The sequence below is a fragment of the Arthrobacter rhizophilus genome (genome assembly GCF_026241105.1).
In the GTDB taxonomy this organism is placed as follows: domain Bacteria; phylum Actinomycetota; class Actinomycetes; order Actinomycetales; family Micrococcaceae; genus Arthrobacter.
The window spans coordinates 107,090-127,953 of sequence record NZ_JAPFFT010000008.1; the positions used below are offsets into that span (position 1 = coordinate 107,090).

General features: G+C 62.3%; 18 protein-coding genes. 3 read left to right on the forward strand and 15 right to left on the reverse strand.

The features are described 5' to 3' along the window. Window positions 1-99: 99 nt before the first annotated feature. From OOZ51_RS09060 to dinB, 14 genes are all read right to left on the reverse strand, one after another. Window positions 100-939, reverse strand: coding sequence for a cell division protein FtsQ/DivIB (locus OOZ51_RS09060; protein WP_265979041.1), 840 nt, complete (start codon window positions 937-939; stop codon window positions 100-102). Next, complete coding sequence (gene murC / locus OOZ51_RS09065) at window positions 932-2,305, reverse strand: UDP-N-acetylmuramate--L-alanine ligase (protein WP_265979042.1); 1,374 nt, start codon at window positions 2,303-2,305, stop codon at window positions 932-934. Before murC ends, OOZ51_RS09060 begins: the two co-directional genes overlap by 8 nt. After that, window positions 2,302-3,408, reverse strand: a complete 1,107-nt coding sequence (murG, locus tag OOZ51_RS09070; RefSeq protein WP_265979043.1) for an undecaprenyldiphospho-muramoylpentapeptide beta-N-acetylglucosaminyltransferase — start codon at window positions 3,406-3,408, stop codon at window positions 2,302-2,304. Before murG ends, murC begins: the two co-directional genes overlap by 4 nt. Window positions 3,409-3,414: 6 nt before the next feature. Further along, a complete protein-coding gene (ftsW, locus tag OOZ51_RS09075; RefSeq protein WP_265979044.1) occupies window positions 3,415-4,719 on the reverse strand; it encodes a putative lipid II flippase FtsW in 1,305 nt (434 codons plus the stop codon). Between the two features lie 2 nt (window positions 4,720-4,721). Beyond that, window positions 4,722-6,323, reverse strand: coding sequence for a UDP-N-acetylmuramoyl-L-alanine--D-glutamate ligase (murD, locus tag OOZ51_RS09080; RefSeq protein ID WP_265979045.1), 1,602 nt, complete (start codon window positions 6,321-6,323; stop codon window positions 4,722-4,724). Then, window positions 6,305-7,414: a phospho-N-acetylmuramoyl-pentapeptide-transferase gene (mraY, locus tag OOZ51_RS09085; RefSeq protein ID WP_265979046.1), complete on the reverse strand. Its 1,110-nt coding sequence runs from the start codon at window positions 7,412-7,414 to the stop codon at window positions 6,305-6,307. Before mraY ends, murD begins: the two co-directional genes overlap by 19 nt. Then, entirely contained in the window at window positions 7,411-8,901 is a 1,491-nt protein-coding gene (locus OOZ51_RS09090) for a UDP-N-acetylmuramoyl-tripeptide--D-alanyl-D-alanine ligase (RefSeq protein ID WP_265979047.1), read from the reverse strand. The genes mraY and OOZ51_RS09090 overlap by 4 nt, the downstream gene beginning before the upstream one ends. 6 nt (window positions 8,902-8,907) lie before the next feature. Then, window positions 8,908-10,548: a UDP-N-acetylmuramoyl-L-alanyl-D-glutamate--2,6-diaminopimelate ligase gene (locus tag OOZ51_RS09095; RefSeq protein ID WP_265979048.1), complete on the reverse strand. Its 1,641-nt coding sequence runs from the start codon at window positions 10,546-10,548 to the stop codon at window positions 8,908-8,910. 122 nt (window positions 10,549-10,670) lie between these two features. Beyond that, a complete protein-coding gene (locus tag OOZ51_RS09100) occupies window positions 10,671-12,467 on the reverse strand; it encodes a peptidoglycan D,D-transpeptidase FtsI family protein (protein ID WP_265979049.1) in 1,797 nt (598 codons plus the stop codon). Between the two features lie 55 nt (window positions 12,468-12,522). Then, window positions 12,523-13,185, reverse strand: coding sequence for a cell division protein FtsL (gene ftsL, locus OOZ51_RS09105; protein ID WP_265979051.1), 663 nt, complete (start codon window positions 13,183-13,185; stop codon window positions 12,523-12,525). Beyond that, window positions 13,182-14,180 (reverse strand): 16S rRNA (cytosine(1402)-N(4))-methyltransferase RsmH, encoded by a 999-nt coding sequence (gene rsmH / locus OOZ51_RS09110; RefSeq protein ID WP_265979053.1) that lies wholly within the window; start codon window positions 14,178-14,180, stop codon window positions 13,182-13,184. The genes ftsL and rsmH overlap by 4 nt, the downstream gene beginning before the upstream one ends. A 183-nt stretch (window positions 14,181-14,363) precedes the next feature. Further along, window positions 14,364-14,795, reverse strand: a complete 432-nt coding sequence (gene mraZ / locus OOZ51_RS09115; protein ID WP_265979054.1) for a division/cell wall cluster transcriptional repressor MraZ — start codon at window positions 14,793-14,795, stop codon at window positions 14,364-14,366. A 381-nt stretch (window positions 14,796-15,176) separates the two neighbouring features. Next, window positions 15,177-15,539 (reverse strand): SCO2097 family morphological protein, encoded by a 363-nt coding sequence (locus OOZ51_RS09120; RefSeq protein ID WP_265979056.1) that lies wholly within the window; start codon window positions 15,537-15,539, stop codon window positions 15,177-15,179. Window positions 15,540-15,775: 236 nt separating this feature from the next. Then, window positions 15,776-17,032: a DNA polymerase IV gene (dinB, locus tag OOZ51_RS09125; RefSeq protein ID WP_265979057.1), complete on the reverse strand. Its 1,257-nt coding sequence runs from the start codon at window positions 17,030-17,032 to the stop codon at window positions 15,776-15,778. Window positions 17,033-17,130: 98 nt separating this feature from the next. Between dinB and OOZ51_RS09130 the strand changes: the two genes are divergently transcribed. Beyond that, entirely contained in the window at window positions 17,131-17,664 is a 534-nt protein-coding gene (locus OOZ51_RS09130; protein ID WP_265979059.1) for a hypothetical protein, read from the forward strand. Continuing rightward, window positions 17,661-18,752 (forward strand): polyprenyl synthetase family protein, encoded by a 1,092-nt coding sequence (locus OOZ51_RS09135; RefSeq protein WP_265979061.1) that lies wholly within the window; start codon window positions 17,661-17,663, stop codon window positions 18,750-18,752. Before OOZ51_RS09130 ends, OOZ51_RS09135 begins: the two co-directional genes overlap by 4 nt. Before the next feature lie 100 nt (window positions 18,753-18,852). On the opposite strand, the gene OOZ51_RS09140 is transcribed toward OOZ51_RS09135, so the two are convergent. Beyond that, the gene (locus OOZ51_RS09140) at window positions 18,853-19,206 is read right to left on the reverse strand and encodes an Rv2175c family DNA-binding protein (RefSeq protein WP_265979063.1); all 354 of its coding nucleotides are present in this window, start codon (window positions 19,204-19,206) and stop codon (window positions 18,853-18,855) included. A 233-nt stretch (window positions 19,207-19,439) separates the two neighbouring features. On the opposite strand from OOZ51_RS09140, the gene OOZ51_RS09145 reads away from it, so the two are divergent. Further along, a complete protein-coding gene (locus tag OOZ51_RS09145; protein WP_265979064.1) occupies window positions 19,440-20,795 on the forward strand; it encodes a LysM peptidoglycan-binding domain-containing protein in 1,356 nt (451 codons plus the stop codon). Window positions 20,796-20,864 lie beyond the last annotated feature (69 nt).

The window sequence follows — 20,864 nt, forward strand, 5'->3', positions numbered from 1 at the left end:
TATGGGCTATGAATCCGACATTCAATGACCGCCTCCGCGTGTCGCCTGAAAGTCCCAAAAATAACCCCGACCGCCAGCGAAGTTACTTCTTGAAATGGCCTACTTGGTAAATGGATGCCTCGGCGCACTCACGTCGTAGACATTCACCGGAACTTTCGGATTGGCCGGCGCCTTCAGCAACGCTTCCAGGACGCGTGCCTTCAGCTCTTTCTCGTCCGCGTTTCCCCAGACGACGATCTTGCCGTCCGTGAGCTTGAGCTCGACGGCGTCGGGCGACTTCGCCGAGGCGCTGGCCATCTTGGCCAGGACATCGGCCGGCAGCGTCGCCAGAACAGCAGTGATCGCCTTGAAGAGGTCCTGGTTGGCCCCTTGCCCGTCGATGACGGGCAAGGGTACCGATGCGTTATCAGGAGTCGAACCAAGCTTGACGCCGTCGACGTCAACCAGCAGGTAGCTGTCACCGTTCTTGACAAGTGCCACAGGCACCCGTTCGGTAATGTGCACCAACAGTTCGGACGGAGGACGGGCTTCCGTGCTGACGGAGCGTACCTGGACCAGAGGCTTGAGCAGCGCGGCGATCTCGGCGTCGTTGATTTGCGGAAGCGGTTTTCCCTTCACGGGCTCCAGTGCTTTCTGGACTGCAGCCGGCTGGAGCAGCTTGGCTCCGTCCACCGTCACGGTGCGCACGGCGAACACCGGTGAATAGATGGCCGCAGCGATGATGCCGGCAACCAGGGCGACAATGATGGCGAGTACGGCAAGAACCGTCCGCCGGCGCTTGCGCCCTTTCGGTTCCGGAAAGGCCAGCACATTGCTGTCCTTTCCGTTTGCGGCCCCTGAAGGGACTTCAACAGGATCGTCGAGGCTGCGTTCAGCACTGACGGTCCCAGGCCGGGTTCCGGCCCGCGGCTTGAAGGTGGGCTTCCGGGTATCAGCCACCCAACAACTCCACGATCCGGGGCCCGTAAGCCGTCACGTCACCGGCTCCGACGGTCAAGATAATGTCGCCGTCGCTGGCCGCGGAGAGAACCGCATCCAAAGCTTCCTGCCCGTCCGCCACCAGCCTGCCGCTCTTCAGGCGCTCCGTGATCAAGGTGCTCGTGACCCCGGGAATGGGGTCCTCGCGCGCAGGGTAAATGTCCAGGACAAGGGCGGTATCCGCTTCCCCAAGCGCCTGTGCAAACTGCTCGGCGAATTCGCGGGTGCGCGAAAACAGATGCGGCTGGAAGAGCACGTGCACCCTGTTACCGCCTGCCACCGAGCGGGCAGCCGACAAAGCAGCCCGGACCTCCGTGGGGTGGTGGGCGTAGTCGTCATACACCCGGACGCCCCTCCCCTGCCCTTTGAACTCAAATCGCCGCGACGCTCCCGTGAAGTGGCCTAGGGCGGCCGCGGCAGCCTCAGGTGCCACGCCGAGTTCGACGGCGACGCCGAACGCGGCAGCCGCGTTCAGGGCGTTGTGCCGGCCGGGGACTTGAAGGTCGAGGCGGTGCCGCTGTCCATCAGCGGAGACCCAGACATCACCCGGACCGCCATCGTGCAGGCGGATGTCGGCGTCCCCTGCCGTCCCATAGCTCAGCACACGGGTATTGCCCGCTGCGCGGGTCCGCTCCGCGAGGGCCCAGGCGCCGTCGTCGTCCGCGCAGGCGAACAGGACTCCAGAGGTTGGCAGCAGGGCTACGAAGCTGTCGAAGGAGGCATAGACGGCCTCAGGCGTGCCGTAGTAGTCGAGGTGGTCGGCCTCGACGTTGGTGACAACGGCAATGAGCGGCCGGTAATTGAGGAAGGAACCGTCCGATTCGTCGGCCTCGGCAACGAAGATGTCCGAAGTGCCGTGCGCTGCGTTGACGCCGAGGGCGGGCACATTGGCACCGATGGCGAAGGATGGATCCAGGCCCGCTTCCTTGAGCAACACAGCCACCATGGAGGTGGTGGTGGACTTGCCATGGGTGCCTGCAACGGTCACGACACGATCGGAGCCCATCGTCGCCGCGAGGGCCTCGGAGCGGTGCAGCAGCGGGATCCCGGCCGCGCGGGCCGCCTCGAGCTCCGGGTTGTCAGCCTTGATGGCCGAACCTGCAACAACAGTTTGCGCGTCACCGAGATTTCCCGCGGCGTAGCCGACGGCGATCCGGGCGCCCGCGGCCTGAAGGTCCGCCATGACGGGCAGGTCCTTGGCGTCCGAACCACTCACCGCAACGCCCCGGGCCACCATGATGCGGGCGACGGCGGACATGCCTACGCCGCCGATGCCGATGAAATGGACCCGGCCGAGGGAATCGAGGTCTGCAAAAGGATGGGTCATTCGGATACCGCTTCCAGTACAAGATCAGCCATCCGCTGATCAGCATTTCTAATGCCGAGTTCCTTCGCCTTGCTGGCCATGTCATCGAGGCGGGATTGATCCGTGAGCAAAGGAATCAACTCGGCTTTGAGCCAATCCACGGTCAGGGCCGCGTCATCGACCAAGAGGGCGGCACCGGCCTTGACCAATGCGGAGGCGTTCATGGCCTGCTCGCCGTTCCCAATGGGCAGCGGAACGAATACGGCGGGGAGCCCGACGGCGGCTACCTCACTGACCGTTGCCGCTCCAGAACGCGCGAGGAGGACATCCGCTGCCGCGTAGACGTTTTCCATGCCGTCCACGTATTCCACCTGATGGTACCCATCGGCCGCGAGGGGCGCGCCGTCGTCGTTCTTGACTGCCTTGCCACGGCCGGTGATGTGCAGTGTTTGGATGCCCGCTTCCGCCAGAGCGGCAACTGCACCGGCAATGGCGCCGTTGATGCTCTGGGCACCGGAAGAGCCGCCCGTCACGATGAGGGCAGGTTGTCCGGCGTTCAAGCCGAGCGATTGCCTGGCATCCGTGCGACCAGCCGCCCGGTCCAAGCCGGCGATGGCCTTGCGCATGGGCATGCCAACGTGACGGGCATGCCGCAACCGGGTCTCCGGGAAGGCCACCGCAACATGTTTGGTGAACATGGCTCCTACCCGGTTGGCGAGACCGGGGCGCGTATTGGCCTCATGAATGACGATGGGGATTTTCCGGCGCCACGCAGCAAGATACATCGGCGTACAAACGTAGCCGCCCACGCCCAGCAGGACGTCGGCGTGGGCGTCGTCGAGGATGCGGCCGGCCTGATTTACGGCGGCAACGAGCTTGCCGGGCAATTTGAGCAGATCCGCGGAAGGCTTTCGGGGAAACGGAACCCGATCAATGGTGGCCAGCTCATAGCCAGCGGCCGGAACGAGCCGGGTTTCCATGCCATTGGGCGTGCCGACGGCAAGGATGCTGGCATCCGGCCGCAGCGACTTGAGGGCGTCGGCGATGGCGAGCAGCGGGCTGATATGTCCGGCTGTCCCGCCACCGGCGAGGACCACGGACAGTGGCTTGGGCTGGGAATTCATGGAGTGCTATGTACGCTTTCGTGCAGTTTTCGCAGGCCGCCCGCGCGGTTTGGAACGGCTGGCGGAAGTCATATGGGCGCGGGCCAAAGACAACACTACGCCCACGCCGCATAGGGACATCACCAGGGCTGAACCGCCATAGGAAATGAAAGGCAGCGGAACGCCGATCACGGGCAGCAGACCGGCCACCATGGCCATGTTGATGGCCGCTTGCCCGAGCATCCACGCCATGATCGAGCCGCCCAACACGCGGGCGAAAAGGTCTTCCTGATGGCTGACCACGCGATAGATGGCAACAGCGAGCAGCGCGAAAAGCACCAGGACCACCAAGGTCCCCACCAGGCCGAGTTCCTCCCCGATGACGGCGAAGATGAAGTCATTGTGGGCCTCGGGAATCCACTGGTACTTCTGCCGGCTCTGGCCGAGCCCCACGCCAAGCCAGCCCCCGGAAGCGAGGGCGTTCAGCCCCTGTTCGCTCTGGAAACCGATGTCGCTTGCTCCGGCACAGCTCTGCCCCATCCACGAAGTGATCCGGCACATCCGGTTGCCGCTGGTAACCGCGAGTATCAGCGCGGCGGCGGCGGCAACGCCACCTGCCGCAGCGAAGAGCTTGAGGTTCACGCCGCCGAAAAACAACCCGGCAGCCATGATGAGCATGACCACCAGCGAAGTTCCGAGGTCATGGCCCGCGACGATCAATCCAATAATGCAGAACGAGACAGGGACGATCGGGATCAGTGCGTGCGTCCACCTATCAAGAAGCTTCGCCTTGACGGAAAGTACGGTGGCCATCCAGAGCACTAGTGCGAACTTGGCGTATTCCGAAGGCTGGAAGGTGAAGCCGCCGATCTCGATCCAGTTCTGGTTTCCCAAGACCCGTTTGCCGATGACCAGGACGAGGACCAACAAGGCAACCGCGAGCACCACGGCTGGCCACGCGAATCGCTTGAGCCAAAGGACATTCACCCGGGAAAGCACCAACATCAAGACGATGCCGATGCCCGCGAAAATGCCTTGCTTGGTGGCGATCGAGTATGGAGATTCGCCGGCCGCAATCGCTTCAACACTGGATGCCGAGAGGACCATGATGATCCCGATAGCCGTAAGTGCAAGCGATGCACCAAGAATCAGGTAGTACGTGGACCCGTTTCTCGATTTACCGCTTCCCTCAAGCGTTGACCAGAAACCGGCTATGCCAGAACGAATGCGCGACGGCAGCGAGGGCCGAACATCGCCGGCCGCGCGTCCGGCGGGGGCTGCCTTGCCGGCCCGGGTCCGTCCGGGCCCGGTGCGCGTGGGCGTGCTGACCATTGTTACTCCTCGGTGGTCTGTGCCTGGCCTTCCACTAGCTCGCGAACTGCCCGGATGAAAGCGTCGCCACGGTGAGCGTAGGAAGAGAACTGGTCCATGGAAGCAGCCGCCGGGGCCATCAACACAGTGTCGCCGGGCTCGGCGATACTTGCTGCCGACGCGACAGCATGGGCCATGACGGTGTCGCCGAAGATCGGAGACGGTTCCGGGGCGGCACCAGCTGAATCGGCGGACTGCACCACATTAGTGTCGCCCTTGGGCTGCCCGATTACAGGCACATCCGCTGCGTGTCGCTTGAGGGAGGCCTCCAGATCCGCGGTGTCGGTTCCGATCAGGACCACGGCCTTAAGCCGGCGCGCGTTGCTTTCGACCAGCTCGTCATAGTTGACGCCCTTGGACAAACCGCCGGCGATCCAGACGACGCTATCGAACGCGGAGAGGGCTGCCGAGGCGGCGTGTGGATTGGTGGCCTTGGAGTCGTTGATCCAAAGCACGCCGTTCTGCTTGGCCACGGGCTGGATACGGTGATCTCCCGGGAGGTAGTTCCTTAGTCCTTCGCGGACTGCCGCGGAATCGACGCCGTAGGCCCGCACCAGGGCGGCAGCAGCCAGGGCGTTGGCGACCATATGTCGCGGGGCAGCCGGTCCCAGGTCCGCCAAGGACGCAAGTTCCTCGGCTGAGCTCCTGCGTTCTTCAATGAACGCACGGTCCACGAGCAACCCCTCGACCACGCCAAGCATGCTGACAGCCGGCGTCAAAGTGGTGAATCCGATCGCCCGGCAACCCTCTACGACGTCGGCGTTCTCCACCATGCGTTCGGTCTCGATCTGCTCAGCGTTGTAGATACACGCCTTCTGCGTGTGCTCGAAGATCTTTGCCTTGTCCGCCAGGTAAGACTCGTAGGAGCCGTGCCAGTCAACGTGGTCTTCGGCCACATTGAGGCAGACACTGGCCACAGGAGAGAGCGATTCACTCCAATGCAGCTGGAAGCTGGAGAGTTCAACCGCGAAAGCATCGTATTCCACCGGGTCCCGGAGGGCGTCGAGGATTGGAGTCCCGACGTTCCCGACAGCAATCGCCTTGAGGCCCGCTGCCTGCAGCATGGCCTCGGCCATGCCCACCGTGGTGGTCTTGCCGTTTGTACCCGTGATCGTGAGCCAGTCCGCCGTCTTGCGGCCCTCGCGTTCGCGCACCCGCCAAGCGAGTTCGACGTCGCCCCACACCGGTACATGGGCGCGTTTGGCAGCTGCCAGGAGGGACTGGTCCGGCCGCCACCCAGGTGACGTCACCACGAGTTCGGCCTTCTCACCGTCCACCAAAGGCACCTTTTTGACGGCGTCCTCGCCAAGGAGGACGTCGGCCGCGCCGACGATCTTCAAGGTGTCCGCCTGGGCGAGTGCCTTGGCGCTCGTGGCGGCGTCAACCACCACCACCCGCGCGCCGAGCTCGATCAAGGTGTCGGCGGCAGCGAAACCCGAGACGCCAATGCCCGTCACCACGACGCGAAGGCCCTTCCAGTCCGAGTCCCAACTGACGAGATCCCGGAGCCGATCATTGGCCGAAGGCTTGGTTTGAGGACTTGAGCTCACAGCAGCACCACCCATTCAGCATAGAAAATACCAAGGCCTGCGGCCACGAACAGGCCACAGAGAATCCAGAATCGGACAACCACCGTGATCTCCGCCCAGCCCTTGAGTTCGAAATGATGCTGCAGGGGGGCCATCTTGAAGACCCTCTTGCCCTTGGTGACTTTGAAGTAGCCCACCTGGATGATGACCGACAGCGTGATGAGGACGAACAGCCCGCCGATGATGCCCAACAGAAGTTCAGTGCGGGAGAGGATCGCAAAGCCCGCCACCGCGCCGCCGATTGCCAGCGAACCGGTGTCCCCCATGAAGATCTTCGCCGGGGACGTGTTCCACCAAAGGAAGCCCACCAGCGCAGCACTGCAAATGGCCGCCAAGAGGGCAAGATCGAGCGGGTCACGGACCGAATAGCAGCCGCTGCCGGCCTCACGTGGCGAACCGCAGGCCTGGTTGTTCTGCCAGATTCCCATGAGGGTGTACGCCCCGAAGACCATGATGGAGGCGCCCGCGGCCAAGCCATCCAGGCCATCAGTCAGGTTGACGCCGTTGGTCGCCGCAGTGACGATCAGGTTCGACCAGATGACGAACAGGATGGCGCCGAGTACCGTGCCCCCGAAGGCCAGGTTCAGCCAGGGAATGTCCCGGACGAGGGAAATATGCGTGGATGCCGGAGTGATGCCGTCCGCGTCAGGGAAGTTCAGGACCAGCACGGCGAAGACAATGCCAACGAAAGCTTGAAGGATCAGCTTGGCCTTGGCGTTGAGTCCGAGGCTGCGTTGCTTGGAAATCTTGATGAAATCGTCAAGGAAACCAACGAATCCCATGCCAACCATGAGGAACAACAAAAGCAGGCCCGAAGCGGACGGGCCCGGTGAACGCGGATTCATCATCCACATGATCACATGGGTCAACCCGTAGCTGATGAGCACGGCCGCCACCACCACGGCGCCGCCCATGGTGGGAGTACCACGCTTGGTGTGGTGGGAAGTGGGTCCGTCGTCCCGGATGAACTGGCCGTAGCCTTTGGTCACAAGGAACCGGATGAAAAGTGGTGTCCCGATCAAAGCCACCAGGAGGGCGACGCCAGCGCCGATCAACAGTGCAATCACAGGAGCTCGTTCCCTTCATTGGCGGCGGTTACAGCCGCGGTGTTCGCACTCGTCCCGGCCTGTGGGGGTAATGCTATCCGATCCCCCAAATGCCGGAGGCCTACCCCGTTCGAGGACTTGAACAGCACCAGATCGCCTGGTTCAAGCTCGGCCTGCAGGAGTTCGTAGGCCTCGTCAGCCGTCTCAGCGAAACTGCACTCGTTGCCCCAGGAGCCCTCCTGGATCGCGGAAATGTACAGCGACCGGGCTTCTCGGCCAACCACCACCAGGCGGGAAATGTTCAAGCGAACCACTTGGGTCCCCACCGCCGTGTGTTCGCGGATGGAGTCTTCGCCAAGTTCCAGCATCGCGCCCAGGACAGCCCAGGTGCGGCGACCTTGGCCCAGGTCGGCAAGGGTGCGCAGGGCGGCACGCATGGATTCAGGATTCGCGTTGTACGCATCGTTGATGATGGTGACGCCGTCTGCCCGCTCCGTGCGTTCCATCCGCCACCGGCTGGCCGGCGACTGCTCGCTCAGCGAGGCGGCAATGTCGGCCGCGGGGACGCCTGCCGCAAACGCCGCGGCCGAGGCGGCAAGCAGGTTGGTGATGTGGTGCGCGCCGATCAGCTTGCTGTGGACCGCATGGGAGGCCCCGCCGTCGGGCAGGATGAGATCGAATTCCGGGTGGCCGTCCTCGTCGATATCGGCATTCCGCGCTTCGACAGCCGATCCGGAAGCGCCGTTGGCAGTGGTTCCGAGCACTTTGGCCTGGGTGCGTGAAACCATCGCCGCGACCCGGTCGTCGTCGAGGTTGATAATCGCAGTTCCGTCCTGTCCCAGCGCTTCGACGAGTTCGCCCTTGGCCTTGGCGATGTTCTCAACGCCGCCGAACTCGCCAGCATGGGCGGTGCCGACTCCAAGAACGACGCCAATGTCCGGCTGGACCATCTCGGCGAGGTACTTGATGTGGCCAACTCCGGTGGCGCCCATTTCGATCACGAGATAGCGGGTACCGGCATCGGCCCGGAATACGGTTAGCGGTACACCGACTTCACCGTTGTACGAACCTTGCGGGGCAACTGTGACCCCGGCCCGGGACAGAATCCCCGCCAGCAGGTCCTTGGTAGTGGTCTTGCCTGCCGAGCCCGTGATGCCAATGACGGTAAAAAGCTCCCCTTGTGCCGCGCGGGCCGCGCGGATGCGGCGAACGGACTCGGCGGCCAGCGCACCCATGGCGAGCACGGCGTCATCGACGACGACGGCGGGATATGTCCGGCCGTCGTCGTCGGAAACGTCGCGCTCAGTCAGCGCCAGAACGGCACCGCGCTCAAATGCGGCACCCACAAAAGCATGGCCGTCCGCGTTCTCCCCCGGCTTGGCCACGTACATCGATCCGGCAGCCACCTCGCGGGAGTCGGTGACGACGGACACCGGAACAATGCCGGGGTCCGCTGCCAATCGGCCGTTGGTGATATCGGCGATTTCCGCCGCAGTAAGTGCAATCATCTCGGTCTAGGACTCTATCCGCTCGTCCGTGGAAACTCTGAATCCCCTGGCTGTCAAGGCAGCCCGCAGTTCTACCCGGTCATCGAGTGCAAGGTTGACACCCTTCACTTCCTGCCAGACCTCATGGCCGCGGCCGGCGATCAGGATGGTGTCCCTTTCTGTAGCCATTTCCACAGCCTGGCGAATGGCAACATCCCGGGGATACGCTTCCAGGATCTCGCAGTCAAGATGCTCCGACTCCCGGGCATCGCGGGCCCCGGCGATGACTTCCGAGCGGATGGTCGCCGCGTCTTCGTCGTGGGGGTCGTCGTCGCTGACAATGACGACGTCTGCGAGCCGGGCCGCTATTGCTCCCATGGTCGGCCGCTTGCCCTGGTCCCGTTGGCCTGTGGCACCAAAAACGACGATTACCCGGGATCCGGGTTCCTGGGAGCGTACCGCCTTCAGGGCCCTCGCCAGCGCGTCCGGGTTGTGCGCGAAATCAACCACGGAAGCCGGGGCGTCCGAGATCAACTGCATCCTGCCCGGCACGGAAACGGTAAAGGGATCGTAACTGTCCAGCGCCGCCTGCAATGCCCCCGGATCGACGCCGGAAGCCAGCACCATGACGGTCGCCAGGGCCGCGTTGGCGACGTTGAAGTCCCCCGGCAATCCTGTGTGGACGCGCAGCGCTGTTCCGTCACGGTGGCGCAGCTCGAAGTCGGTTCCAAGCCCTCTTTGCGTGGTGGAGACCACAGCCCAGTCAGCATCCGTGCCGGGTGCGGCGGACAGCGTGGCCACGGGAATTCCGGCCTCTTCTGCCAGCAACATCCCCCACTGATCGTCCACGGTCACCACGCCCCGGCGTGCACGGGCGGTGGTGAAGAGTTCCGCTTTCGTCCGGAAGTACCCATCCATGCTTCCGTGAAGGTCCAGGTGGTCCTGGGTCAGATTAGTGAAGCCGGCGACGTCGAACATCACAGAGTCGACCCGGTGGAAGGACAGGGCATGGGAGGAGACCTCCATGGAAGCAGCATCCAGCCCGCGCTCACGCATGAGGGCCAGCAAGGCATGGACATCCGTCGACTCCGGCGTCGTCAGCAGGCTCGGAATGGCCTCGCCTCCCGCAAGGATTTCGATCGTCCCAATCAGGCCCGGGTTCAAGCCCAGCGCGCGGAGAAGCGAATTGATGAAGTAGGTGGTGGTGGTCTTGCCGTTTGTACCCGTGACACCAAAAAGTGTCGGCGAAGCCGCGTCGTGGGGTTGGCTGCGATAAATCAGTGCAGCGAGAGGCCCGACGGCGGCGCGCGGGCTCCCGACGATCAACACAGGAACAGCGAGGTCGTCGCCGAGCGCCAACTGGCGGGCGCCGTCTTCGTCGCTCAAGACTGCTACGGCGCCAGCGGCCACAGCTTGGCGGACAAAGTCGGCTCCGTGGCGTGTGGCTCCGGGCAGGGCCAGGTAAAGGTCTCCAGGTTCCACGGTGCGCGAATTCAGGGACACACCAGTCACCGACGTACCGCCGGAGTCCGGAGGAAGCGCGATTCCCAGGGACGCGGCAATGGCCCCAAGAGGGACCGCGGTCACGACGGCGGGACGGAAGCCTGGTTTGTCCGTAGCCGGCGGGTTCCCTGCAGGGATCGATACGGCGTCATTCTGCTCTGACAAGTGTGTCTCCGTTGGTACTCGTAAAACTGGCCGCGCGGGAACCGTGGGGCTCCCGGACTCGGCATGGGTGGATCGTAATATGGCCGGACAGATGCCCAACAAGCTTACTTGGCGAAAATGACTTACTTGGCGTACTGCGGGAACCGCGCCGGAGTCCCGGTGGACGGGGGGACGTTGTAGGTGCGCAGAACCTGGCCCATGACCGAGCGGAAAATCGGTCCCTGGGTGATGCCGTAGATGTTCCCTTTAGGGCGCTGGACAACTACCTCGACGATGAACCGTGGATTTTCCATGGGCGCCATTCCAATGATGGAAGCGGTGAACCCATCGAAGCCAGGCAGCCCATCTTCACGCGGTGCCTCGGAGGTTCCAGTCTTCGCACCCACCCGGTATCCGTCGATGCCGGCATCTTTGACCTCACCCATGGTGACGTTGCTCTCAAGGATGTCGCGGACCTGTTGGGCCGTCTCCTTGGAAACGACTTGTCTGGGATCCTTGGCAGGGGCTTTCGCCTCGACACCGTCTGCGCCGACGTAGCCGTCGATAAGTCGTGGCTGCAGCATCACGCCGCCGTTGGCCACGCTTTGGTAGGCCCGGACCGTTTGGACGGTGGACTGGGAAACACCTTGGCCGAACAGCACGGTGTACTGCTGCCGGTCGTCCCATTGCTCAGGCTTCGCGAGGATACCGGTGGCTTCAGCGGGAAGACCGATGTCCGGAGCTTCGCCGATGCCGAAGCGCTTGAGGTAGTCGTATCGCTGTTGCTTAGTCAGGCGACTGCCGACCATCACGGTACCGGTGTTCATCGAATAGCCGAGAATGCCGGCAAGGGTCCTCTGTTCGGTACCGTGCAGGAAAGCATCGGTAAACGTCTGACCGTCAATCGTTACAGCCGGCGGAATGGTGAACGTGTCCAGCGGGCTGGACTTTCCTTCATTGATCGCGGCCGATGCTGTGACCATTTTCTCTACCGAACCAGGCTCGTAGGCGGCCGTTACGGACCGCACGCCGCGGTCCGCGGCCGCAACCTTACCGGGGTCATTGGGATCCGGGGCATTGGTGTCCGCCATCGCGATGATGTTCCCGGTCTTGATGTCCTCGACGACGATCGATCCCCATTGGGCGTTGAGCTGGTTGACCTGCGTCTGAATGGCCTGCTGCGCAAAGTACTGGATATCCGTGTTCAAGGTCAGCTTGACGTCTTTGCCATTCACGGCCGGGGTCAGCAGATCGGTTGCCACGGGAATGCGAAGACCGTCTGCACCGATCTCAAATACCCTCTTTCCGTCTTTCCCACGGAGGAGCTCGTCTTGAGTCTGTTCAAGGCCTGCCTGGCCCGTGGTGCCGTCCTTGAGGAATCCGATGACGCCCCCGGCAACGCTCCCATTGGGGTAGACGCGTTTGCTGATGCCTTCCGATCCAACACCCGGGATATGCAGTTGGGAGATCTGGTCTTCAACTTCAGGCTTCACTTCCTTGGCCACGATGTTGTATTTCTTCTCCCCGCTCACAGCTTGCGTGACCTGGTTGACATCCATCCCCAAGGCGCTGGCGAGCTCCGCAATGCCCTGGGTCCTGGAAATCTTGTCGATGCCTTGGGTCTGGGGGTTGTAGCGCGAAAACTCAGTGGCGGCGGTGTTGACCGTTTGGTCAACCACGATGTTGTAGCGGATCACGCTGCTGGCGAGCACCGTGCCGTTGGCGTCAAGAATCTTGCCGCGTTCGGCGGGCAGAATCGTGGATTTCAGCCGGTTGTTATAGGCGGCCTCGGCCATGCCGCCGACGTCCAGTCCCTGGACGAGGAACAACTTGCCCCCGACCACCAGGAGCAGCGTCAGCATGATTCCGAGGCCGATACGAAGGCGCTTCTTCGCCACCGGCGTTCTCTTGTTCTTCGATTTGCCGGTTTTCTGCACCACGTCGATTCCTTGCTGCTTGCCTTGCTGTTTACCCTGAAATCAGGTCGGCTGGAGGCTATTGCCCGGGCACCTTCTGTTGTGGAGCGGGGACCGAACCACCGTGAAGATCCACAACCGGCGGCTGGGGTGCCACAGGAGCCGCGGGCGCCTCCGGCTTGGCCGGTGTGGAGTCGGCAGTTCCTGCTGGCTTGCGGTTTTCCAACGGATCCTTGGCGGTTGCAGGAGGTACGACACTGAGCTGACCTGCAACCGCAGGAGCAGCTATGACAGCACCGGGATTCTGTCCCTTGACTGCCGGCGTCGCTTTACCTGTGACCGTCAGGCTGTCCAGATCGATCTGGCCCGTGGCAGTGGAAGCTACCATTCCCAATTCTGCGGCCTTGGCCGCCAGATTTTGCGGAGCTTGGAAGTTCTGGACCTGCTGTGTCAAATCCTGGTTCTGCTTGTTCAGGGAAGCAGCATCGTTCCTGAGCTTCACGAGATCATACTGGGCTGTGGAAACAGAGATGTTTAGCACCAGGACCGTCAACAGTGCCGCGGCGAGGACGCCGAAGCAAAAGACGACGAACGGAGTACGTCGTCTTCCGGGCACACTCTGCACGAGCGAGAGCGGGGTCCGCGCCTTGCGGGGGGCGTCGCGCTCCGGTCCACGGACGGGCAGGGCACGCGCTGTGTTGCCCACCGTAGTCGGCAGGATCTTCGCGGCGGCGGTGCTCATGCTGTTCTCCTCGCTTTGATGCGTTCCACTGCCCGCAGCCGGGCGGATGCCGCACGCGGGTTTTCGGCGATTTCTTCGGGCGTCGGCACTTCCGTGCCTTTGGTCAAGGTCTTGAATTCCGGTTTGTGTTCCTCGAGCTCCACCGGGAAACCGAGCGGAGCTGATGACTTGGACCGTGACTGGAACGCTGACTTGACGATCTTGTCTTCGAGCGAGTGATAAGACATCACCACCACGCGTCCCCCCATTGCTGAGGCCGAGAGAGCAGCAGGTACCGCCCTTTCCAAGACGTCGAGCTCCTCGTTGACTTCAATCCGCAAAGCCTGGAACGTCCGCTTTGCCGGATGTCCTCCGGATTTTGCCGCCGATGCAGGAACCACGCCGCGAATCTGCTCTACCAGTTCTCCCGTGGTGGCAAATGGTTTGTTGGCCCTCGCCGCGACGATGCGATTGGCGATCCTGCCGGCGAACTTCTCCTCGCCCCATTTGCGGATGATCCGAACCAAGTCCTCTTCGGAATAGTTGTTGACAACGTCAGCGGCCGTCTGGCCGCGGCTCGTGTCCATGCGCATGTCCAGTGGTGCGTCGTAGGAGTAGGCAAAGCCACGCTCCCGCTCGTCCAGCTGAAGGGAAGACACTCCGAGGTCCATGAGGATGCCGTGCACCTCGGGGATGCCAAGATCCGCAAGGACGTCTTCAATCTCGTCATAGACGGCATGTACAAGATCAGTGCGGGCCTCGAACGGCTCCAGTCGCGCTCCTGCCAGAGTGAGGGCCTCTTCGTCCCGGTCTATTCCAACAAGGTGGAGATCGGGGAAACGTTGAAGCATCGCTTCGGAGTGGCCGCCCATTCCCAACGTTGCGTCGATGGCCACGGGCGTCTCTCCACGGCTGCGGGCCGCTTCAAAACCGGGGGCCAACAAATTGATGCACCGGTCCTTCAGGACCGGCACATGGCGCTCCGAGGTTGGTTTTGGCGCGTCTTGCTCCTCCATGCGGCCTCCTCAGTGCTGAATTGTTCGGTGCATCTGCCGGTCAGTTGGTTGCTTCTTGGGTCGGATCCCCATCCGCGCCTATCGCAGTGTCCGCCTGGCTCCGGGGAAGGTGAGCCAGGAAAACAACGTGATGGGCGGCTGGAGATCCCATCCAAGAAGCCTTGCTGCTTCTTGGCCCGGCTTCTAAAAGAACCCGGGGAGCTTGTCGTCGTCGGTCTCCGAGAAGGCGGCTTCCTTCTCGGCCAGGTACTCATCCCAAGCTTGGGCATCCCAGATCTCCGCCCGGGTTCCGGCGCCGATGACCGCCAGTTCCCGATCGAGACCCGCGTAGGTCCGGAGCGCCTGCGGAATTGTCACGCGCCCCTGCTTGTCGGGTACCTCGTCAGAGGCTCCGGACAGGAAAACCCGGATGTAGTCACGTGACTGCTTGGAGGAGATGGGGGCCTCCCGCATGGATTCGTGAATACGTTCGAATTCCCGCTGGCTGAAGACGTAGATGCAACGCTCCTGGCCTCTTGTGAGCACCAAGCCGTCAGCAAGTTCCTCGCGGAACTTGGCGGGGAGGAAGATCCGGCCCTTTTCGTCCAGACGCGGCGAATGCGTGCCAAGAAACACTGGCCCACCGCCCCATCTGTCAAAGGTGCCCGTACCTGCCCAACGCCGCCACTACCCTCTTACTTGCTCCACTTTACTCCACAAGCCCCCACAGTCAACGCAATCCGGCGTGTTTCTGCCCCACTTTCGAAATGAGGGCGCCTGAAAACACGGCGATTTCGTGCGTGGTGGAAAGTGGAGCGGATTCTGCGGCGGCCTTCCCGGGAGGGCGCGACGGCGGAGCAACGCCGTGCTCACACCCTCCTGGGACACTGCGAACCGGGCATTAAATGCGAAAAGACCCGAAATTCGGGTCTTTTCGCAATCACGCCAGCGCCTGGTGGTGCAATGTGGAGGGCCTCGGCTTCCTGCGGAAGACGAGCGCTATTTGAGGGCTCTCAACTACTCTTCGCCGCGGCGACGCTCGTCCCAACGCTCCTCAAGATTGCTCATGAATGAGTTCCTGGCCTTACCGGGTTTGGAATTCTTCGTCTTGCCGCCGATAGCCCTTCGCAGGGTCGCGAAGTAAACGCCGGCGCCCATGACGATGAAGCCCAGCACACCAACGAAGATGTTCTGCAACGACACACCTACCAACAGCAAGAGGATCCCGGCGATAGTGCCTAGAACGCCAATAACGATGTGCCTGGTTGACCATGAACGAATGGGGTCAGAGCCCATTGAATTGGCAAACTTCGGATCGTCCTCATGCAGTTGCTTCTCGAGTTGCTCGAGGAGCTTCTGTTCGTGCTCCGAGAGGGGCATCGCGACCTCCTTTAGTCGGCCAGCGTCTGGATACGCCGCGGCCGTTGCCTCTGTTCCTTTTGAACGGACGAATCCAAAAAAGGGTTCCCGAAGACCGGGTCTTGTGAACACGGTCTCACGGAACAGACATAACGGAGCAATTCATCCAGACGGTCTAAATCTGTGTATCTCTAGGATAGTTTGTTGGCCGCTGTTCTGAAAGACACGCCGGAGGCACACAAAGACCTCTTCGACAGCTACGGAGATCCCGGCTCATTGGGCTCTGTCTGCGGTTCCAGAAGCCTCGCCGGAAGGACGGTTTTGCTGCCGAATCGCTCGCTGACGCGGTCCAGCGCCTGCTCAGCCGCCCGCCAGTTGTCATCCCTGCGATCCAGGCTCAACTGCAGCGAGGCGTGTTCGGCCGGTTCGAGCTGCTCGGCCCGTACACCCACAAGGCGCACGCTCATGGGTCTGTCCCCCAAGGACCCCAGCAACTGGCTCGCCACTTGATAGATCAGCTGGGCGCTGTCCACCGGTGTGTGCATCGTCTTGCTGCGGCTGATTGTCGAAAAATCGGCATAGCGCAGCTTCAGCGCGATTGTCCGGGCCAGCATCCCGGCAGTCCGCAGCCGTGAAGCGGTGCGGTGGGAGAGCCTGAGCAACTCGCGGTGCAGCAGTGCATCGTCCGGGGTATCAACCGCGAACGTTTCTTCGGAGCCAATGCTCTTTTCCAAGCGTGTGGGCGTAACCGGCCGCGGATCCAGACCCATGGACAATCGATGGACGTGCTCTCCCGAAGCTCCGAGGACCCTTTTCAAGGAAGAAAGCGGTGTTGCCGCAACATCGGCCACGGTGCGGATCCCCAGCCTGGCAAGGTCATCGGCAGTTTTGGCCCCGACTCCCCACAAGGCGTTTACAGGAAGACTATGCAGATACGCGACGGTCTGGTCCGCCTCAACGAGTAGCAGGCCGTCGGGCTTGCAGCGCGTGGAAGCAATTTTGGCAACGAACTTGTTGGCGGCAATCCCGACGGACGCCGTAATTCCTAGCTCTGAGGCGACACGGCGCCGGATCAGATGTCCGATCTGAAGTGGCGGACCCAATCTCCTGATCGCCCCGCCAACGTCCAGGAAAGCTTCGTCGACGCTCAGGGGCTCCACGAGGTCAGTAATTGATTCAAAGATTCCCATCAACTGCCGGGAGACCTCGTAGTAGAGGCTGTGGCGTGGTTCGATGATGACCGCTTTGGGGCACATCCGCATGGCGTTGGCCATGGGCATGGCGGACCTTACGCCCAGGGCACGCGCTTCGTAGGAGGCCGACAGCACAACGGAGCGATCCACCGGGAAGCCCACAATGACAGGTCTTCCGCGGAGTTCAGGACGGGTGCGCAATTCAACCGTGACAAAGAAGGCATCCATGTCCACGTGGAGGATGCTGGTGCGCCTCAGCTCCCGCAGCGCAGCGGGATCCGGGGTGAGTCCTTGCCCGGGGTCCTCTGCATGTGGTTTCACAAGGAAATCCTATGCCGCTGAACCCGTTAAACTGGAGGCAGCTTCCGGCACCCTAAGCTGGAAGCAGCATCCGGCGTCGTCCCCAGGAGGAAATCCCTGTGAAGCTCTTTGGAAAGCCTCAACCCGTCAGCCTGGCCCTGTTGGCCACGGGTGTCGTGTTGACCATTTCGGCTTGCGGGGGGTCCCCTGCCAGCACGGTATCCCAAGGGCCGATGCCAACATCGTCCGGGCCGGCGGCTGCTTCGGCAAGTCCCGCGCAGACTACTTCTTCCACGGCCAACCCGGGGGCGTCCGCGACGGTCGGAGCCCTCGTACCGGGGTTCCCGCAACAACTGATTCCCCTGATGCCCCAGGCAGCCGTGGAGTCCAGCAGTTTCGACAAGAACACCTCCCCGGCTTCGGTGGCCTTGGTCGGCACCATTGCATCGCCCGCGGACACCGTGGTGGCCTTTTATACATCTGCGCTCACGGCACAGGGTTTCAAAGAAGTTCCCGGCAACACTGTGGGAAGTATCAAATCAAAAGACTTCCTGCGTGGGGACAATGAAACGGTGAACATCTCGGTGGTGGAAAACGCCGGTAAATCCACATTCACCATCGGTGCCAACGTGGCCGCCGGGTCCGTCAAGTGACTACGGAAAGCCTCGCTGCGGAACAGGGCCGTTTTGTTGCCGACGTCGCCGCCAAACTTAACGGCTTCCTTGGTGCCCAACAAGAGACCATGTCGACCATATCCTCCGATGTCACTCCCCTCATGGGCTCCATCACGAACCTCGTGACAGGCGGGAAGCGCCTCCGGGCATTGATGTGCTACTGGGGGTGGCGAGGGGCCGGAGGTGAGTCTGGGCATCCGGACATCATCACGGCCGGCTGCGCCTTGGAACTCTTCCAAGCCGCGGCCCTGATTCACGATGACATCATCGACCGCTCTGATACCCGGCGCGGAGGTCCCAGCGTCCACAAACGGTTCAGCCAACTCCATGAGCGCGAGGGCTGGGCACTGGACAGCGAACGTTTCGGGCACGCTGCCGCTATTCTCACTGGGGACCTGTGCCTGTCCTTCAGCGAGGAGGCGTTCACGCAGATCGGCGCCAAGGCTGCTTCCGGGACCTCTGCGCGGCGGATCTTCAATCTGATGCGCGCCGAGGTCATGGCGGGGCAGTATCTGGACATCCTGGAGGAAGTAGCAGGTCCATTTCGGGATCGCGCGGGTGCCGTAAAGCGAGCCCAGTCCATCATCCGTTTCAAGTCGGCAAAGTATTCGACAGAACACCCCCTGGCGCTTGGGGGCGCCTTGGCCGGCGCAAGCAAGGAGCTCCTTCAAGGCTATTCCGCCTTCGCGCTCCCGCTTGGTGAGGCATTCCAGCTGCGCGACGACGTCTTGGGCGTCTTCGGCGACCCCGGGACGACTGGAAAGCCAGCGGGCGATGACCTGCGCGAAGGCAAGCGGACCGTGTTGGTCGGCGTTGCCATCAACCAAGCCGGAGCTGCCGATTCCGCCTCCATCGACTCCATGCTCGGAAGGCAGGACCTCGGTGAGGCCGAGGTTGCCGAGATCAGGCGTATCATCGTGGATTGCGGAGCGCTCGAAGCCACGGAAGCAATGATCGAAGAGCTCAGCAACGAAGCTTTCGAAGCGTTGGACCGCCTACCCCTGGCTGAACTGCCACTCACTGCACTCCGGCAGTTGGCCGAGGCCGCTGTCAGCCGGGCCGCATGAATTCTTGATTAAATCCAGGTGAAAAGCCGCCTGAATATACGGCCTAATAGAGTGGTGGCGGCAGTTTCCTGCCGCCACCACTGTATTAAATGCGGGTCCTTTACCAGGCCAGCGATTGGGCCCTGCGTCGGATTTCAGTCTTGCGCCCTTCACGCAACGCATCGACAGGACGGCCGCGCAGCGACTCGTCCGCGGTGAAGAGCCATGCAATGAGCTCCTCATCCGTGTACCCTGCATCGCCAAGCACTGCAATGGTGCCCTTCAGGCTGTCCACCACATGACCGTCCTGGATGAAAAGGGCGGGAATCGAACGGATGTTCCTTTCGCCCACCCTCACAGCCACAACTGCACGCTCATCCAGAAGACCGTGGACTTTGGTGATTGAAACGTTCAGCAGCTCTGCGACATCGGGCAGCGGCAGCCAATCGGAAACGAGGCTTTCTACATTACTCACGGATCAAGATTGCCACGCCGGTACGCTTTGCGCCTAGCCAGCCCGGCGGCAAGGGCAGGATTTATGGCCGTGAATGCCCAAGAATCGAAAACCCCGGGATTTCTTGTGCATAACCGAAAAATGTGAGAGATTCACATTGATCACATTTGCATCACTAACCACTTTAGTAACACTGGTATCACTGGCAACAGCGGCATTCCCAAATATCCGCTGCTGAGATGAGGATTGCTTCCATGACGACGCCCCGCTCGCACAAGAAGACAACGAGCATGCCCAAAATTGCGGCCACTACAGCGGCTCTGCCCGTCGTCATGCTCTCTTCACTGGCGCTTGCCCAATCGGCAACTGCACTACCGGCGGTACAGCCTCAGCGGATGCCGGCCACCCTGGCCGCCGCCATGAAGGCCCAGGCTTCGGCCGTGTCCGCCAACGTCATACCGGCGTCTGCCGTTGCCTCGACAATCCCGGCTTCGATGCAACCGATGGCTCCAGCCGTTCCGGCCATGTACACGATCGTCCGGGGCGATACCATCAGCGGCATCGCTGCCCGCTACGAGCTGAACACCAACACAGTGCTGGAGCTCAACGGGCTCTCGGCCAACACCATCATCTACCCGGGGCAGCAGATCAAACTGTCCGGTTCAGGGACTGCTGCGCCGACACCGGCCGCGCCAAGCCCTGCCCCCAGCCCGTCGTCGTCGTCCGGGGCAGCGACTTACACCGTCAAGTCCGGCGATACCCTAAGCGGTATTGCCGCCCGCAATGGAGTGGCCCTGTCCGATGTCTTCAGCTGGAACGGCCTTAACAACCGGTCCATCATCTACCCGGGCCAGCAGATCAAGGTCGGGTCCGGAACAAGCGCACCGGCTCCTGCGGCGCCGGCACCGGCTTCGGCTCCCGCGCCCACAGCACCGGCGCTTGCCGATACCGGCGCTTACACCATCAAGTCCGGCGACACTTTGGGCGGTATCGCGTCCCGCCTTGGCGTCTCCCTATCGTCGCTGCTCTCGGCAAACCACTTGTCAATGAGTACCGTCATTTACCCGGGCCAGAAGCTCGCCATCCCCGGCGCTCCCGCCGCTCCGGCTCCCGTCACTGCCCCCTTGGTCCCGAGCACATTCCTCGGCTACACCTACCCCGCGGCTGTCGTCAGTTCAGCCAACGCGAACAAGGCGCTCCTCAATGCTGCTCCGGTTCCCAGCACCGCCCAGATGAAGGGGATCGTGGCCGACACTGCCCGCCGCATGGGCGTAGACCCCTCCCTGGCCATGGCATTCGCCTTCCAGGAATCCGGCTTCAACCAGCGTGCGGTCTCACCTGCCAACGCCATCGGCACCATGCAGGTGATTCCTTCCTCCGGCGAATGGGCCTCCCAACTAGTAGGACGCAAGCTCAACCTTCTCGACCCGTACGACAACGTCACTGCCGGCGTCGCGATCATTCGGGCGCTGGTGAACACCAGCAAGGACGTGAACACGGCCATCGCAGGTTACTACCAGGGCCAGTACTCGGTGAGCAAGCACGGCATGTACGACGACACCAAGGCCTACGTGGCCGCAATCCTGGCGCACAAGAAAAACTTCAGCTGAACCACACCGCAAACCCGGGCCCGGATCGCATGCCGATTCGGGCCCGTGTTTTTGCTCAACTAGGATCGT

What these genes read in the sequence shown, in the direction of transcription:
- murC (WP_265979042.1), bottom strand. Translation starts at nt 2,305, where the DNA reads ATGACCCATCCTTTTGCAGACCTCGATTCCCTCGGCCGGGTCCATTTC.
- murD (WP_265979045.1), bottom strand. Translation starts at nt 6,323, where the DNA reads ATGGGTGGTGCTGCTGTGAGCTCAAGTCCTCAAACCAAGCCTTCGGCC.
- ftsW (WP_265979044.1), bottom strand. Translation starts at nt 4,719, where the DNA reads ATGGTCAGCACGCCCACGCGCACCGGGCCCGGACGGACCCGGGCCGGC.
- ftsL (WP_265979051.1), bottom strand. Translation starts at nt 13,185, where the DNA reads ATGAGCACCGCCGCCGCGAAGATCCTGCCGACTACGGTGGGCAACACA.
- murG (WP_265979043.1), bottom strand. Translation starts at nt 3,408, where the DNA reads ATGAATTCCCAGCCCAAGCCACTGTCCGTGGTCCTCGCCGGTGGCGGG.
- OOZ51_RS09120 (WP_265979056.1), bottom strand. Translation starts at nt 15,539, where the DNA reads ATGCCCCTCTCGGAGCACGAACAGAAGCTCCTCGAGCAACTCGAGAAG.
- OOZ51_RS09090 (WP_265979047.1), bottom strand. Translation starts at nt 8,901, where the DNA reads ATGATTGCACTTACTGCGGCGGAAATCGCCGATATCACCAACGGCCGA.
- OOZ51_RS09145 (WP_265979064.1), top strand. Translation starts at nt 19,440, where the DNA reads ATGACGACGCCCCGCTCGCACAAGAAGACAACGAGCATGCCCAAAATT.
- rsmH (WP_265979053.1), bottom strand. Translation starts at nt 14,180, where the DNA reads ATGGAGGAGCAAGACGCGCCAAAACCAACCTCGGAGCGCCATGTGCCG.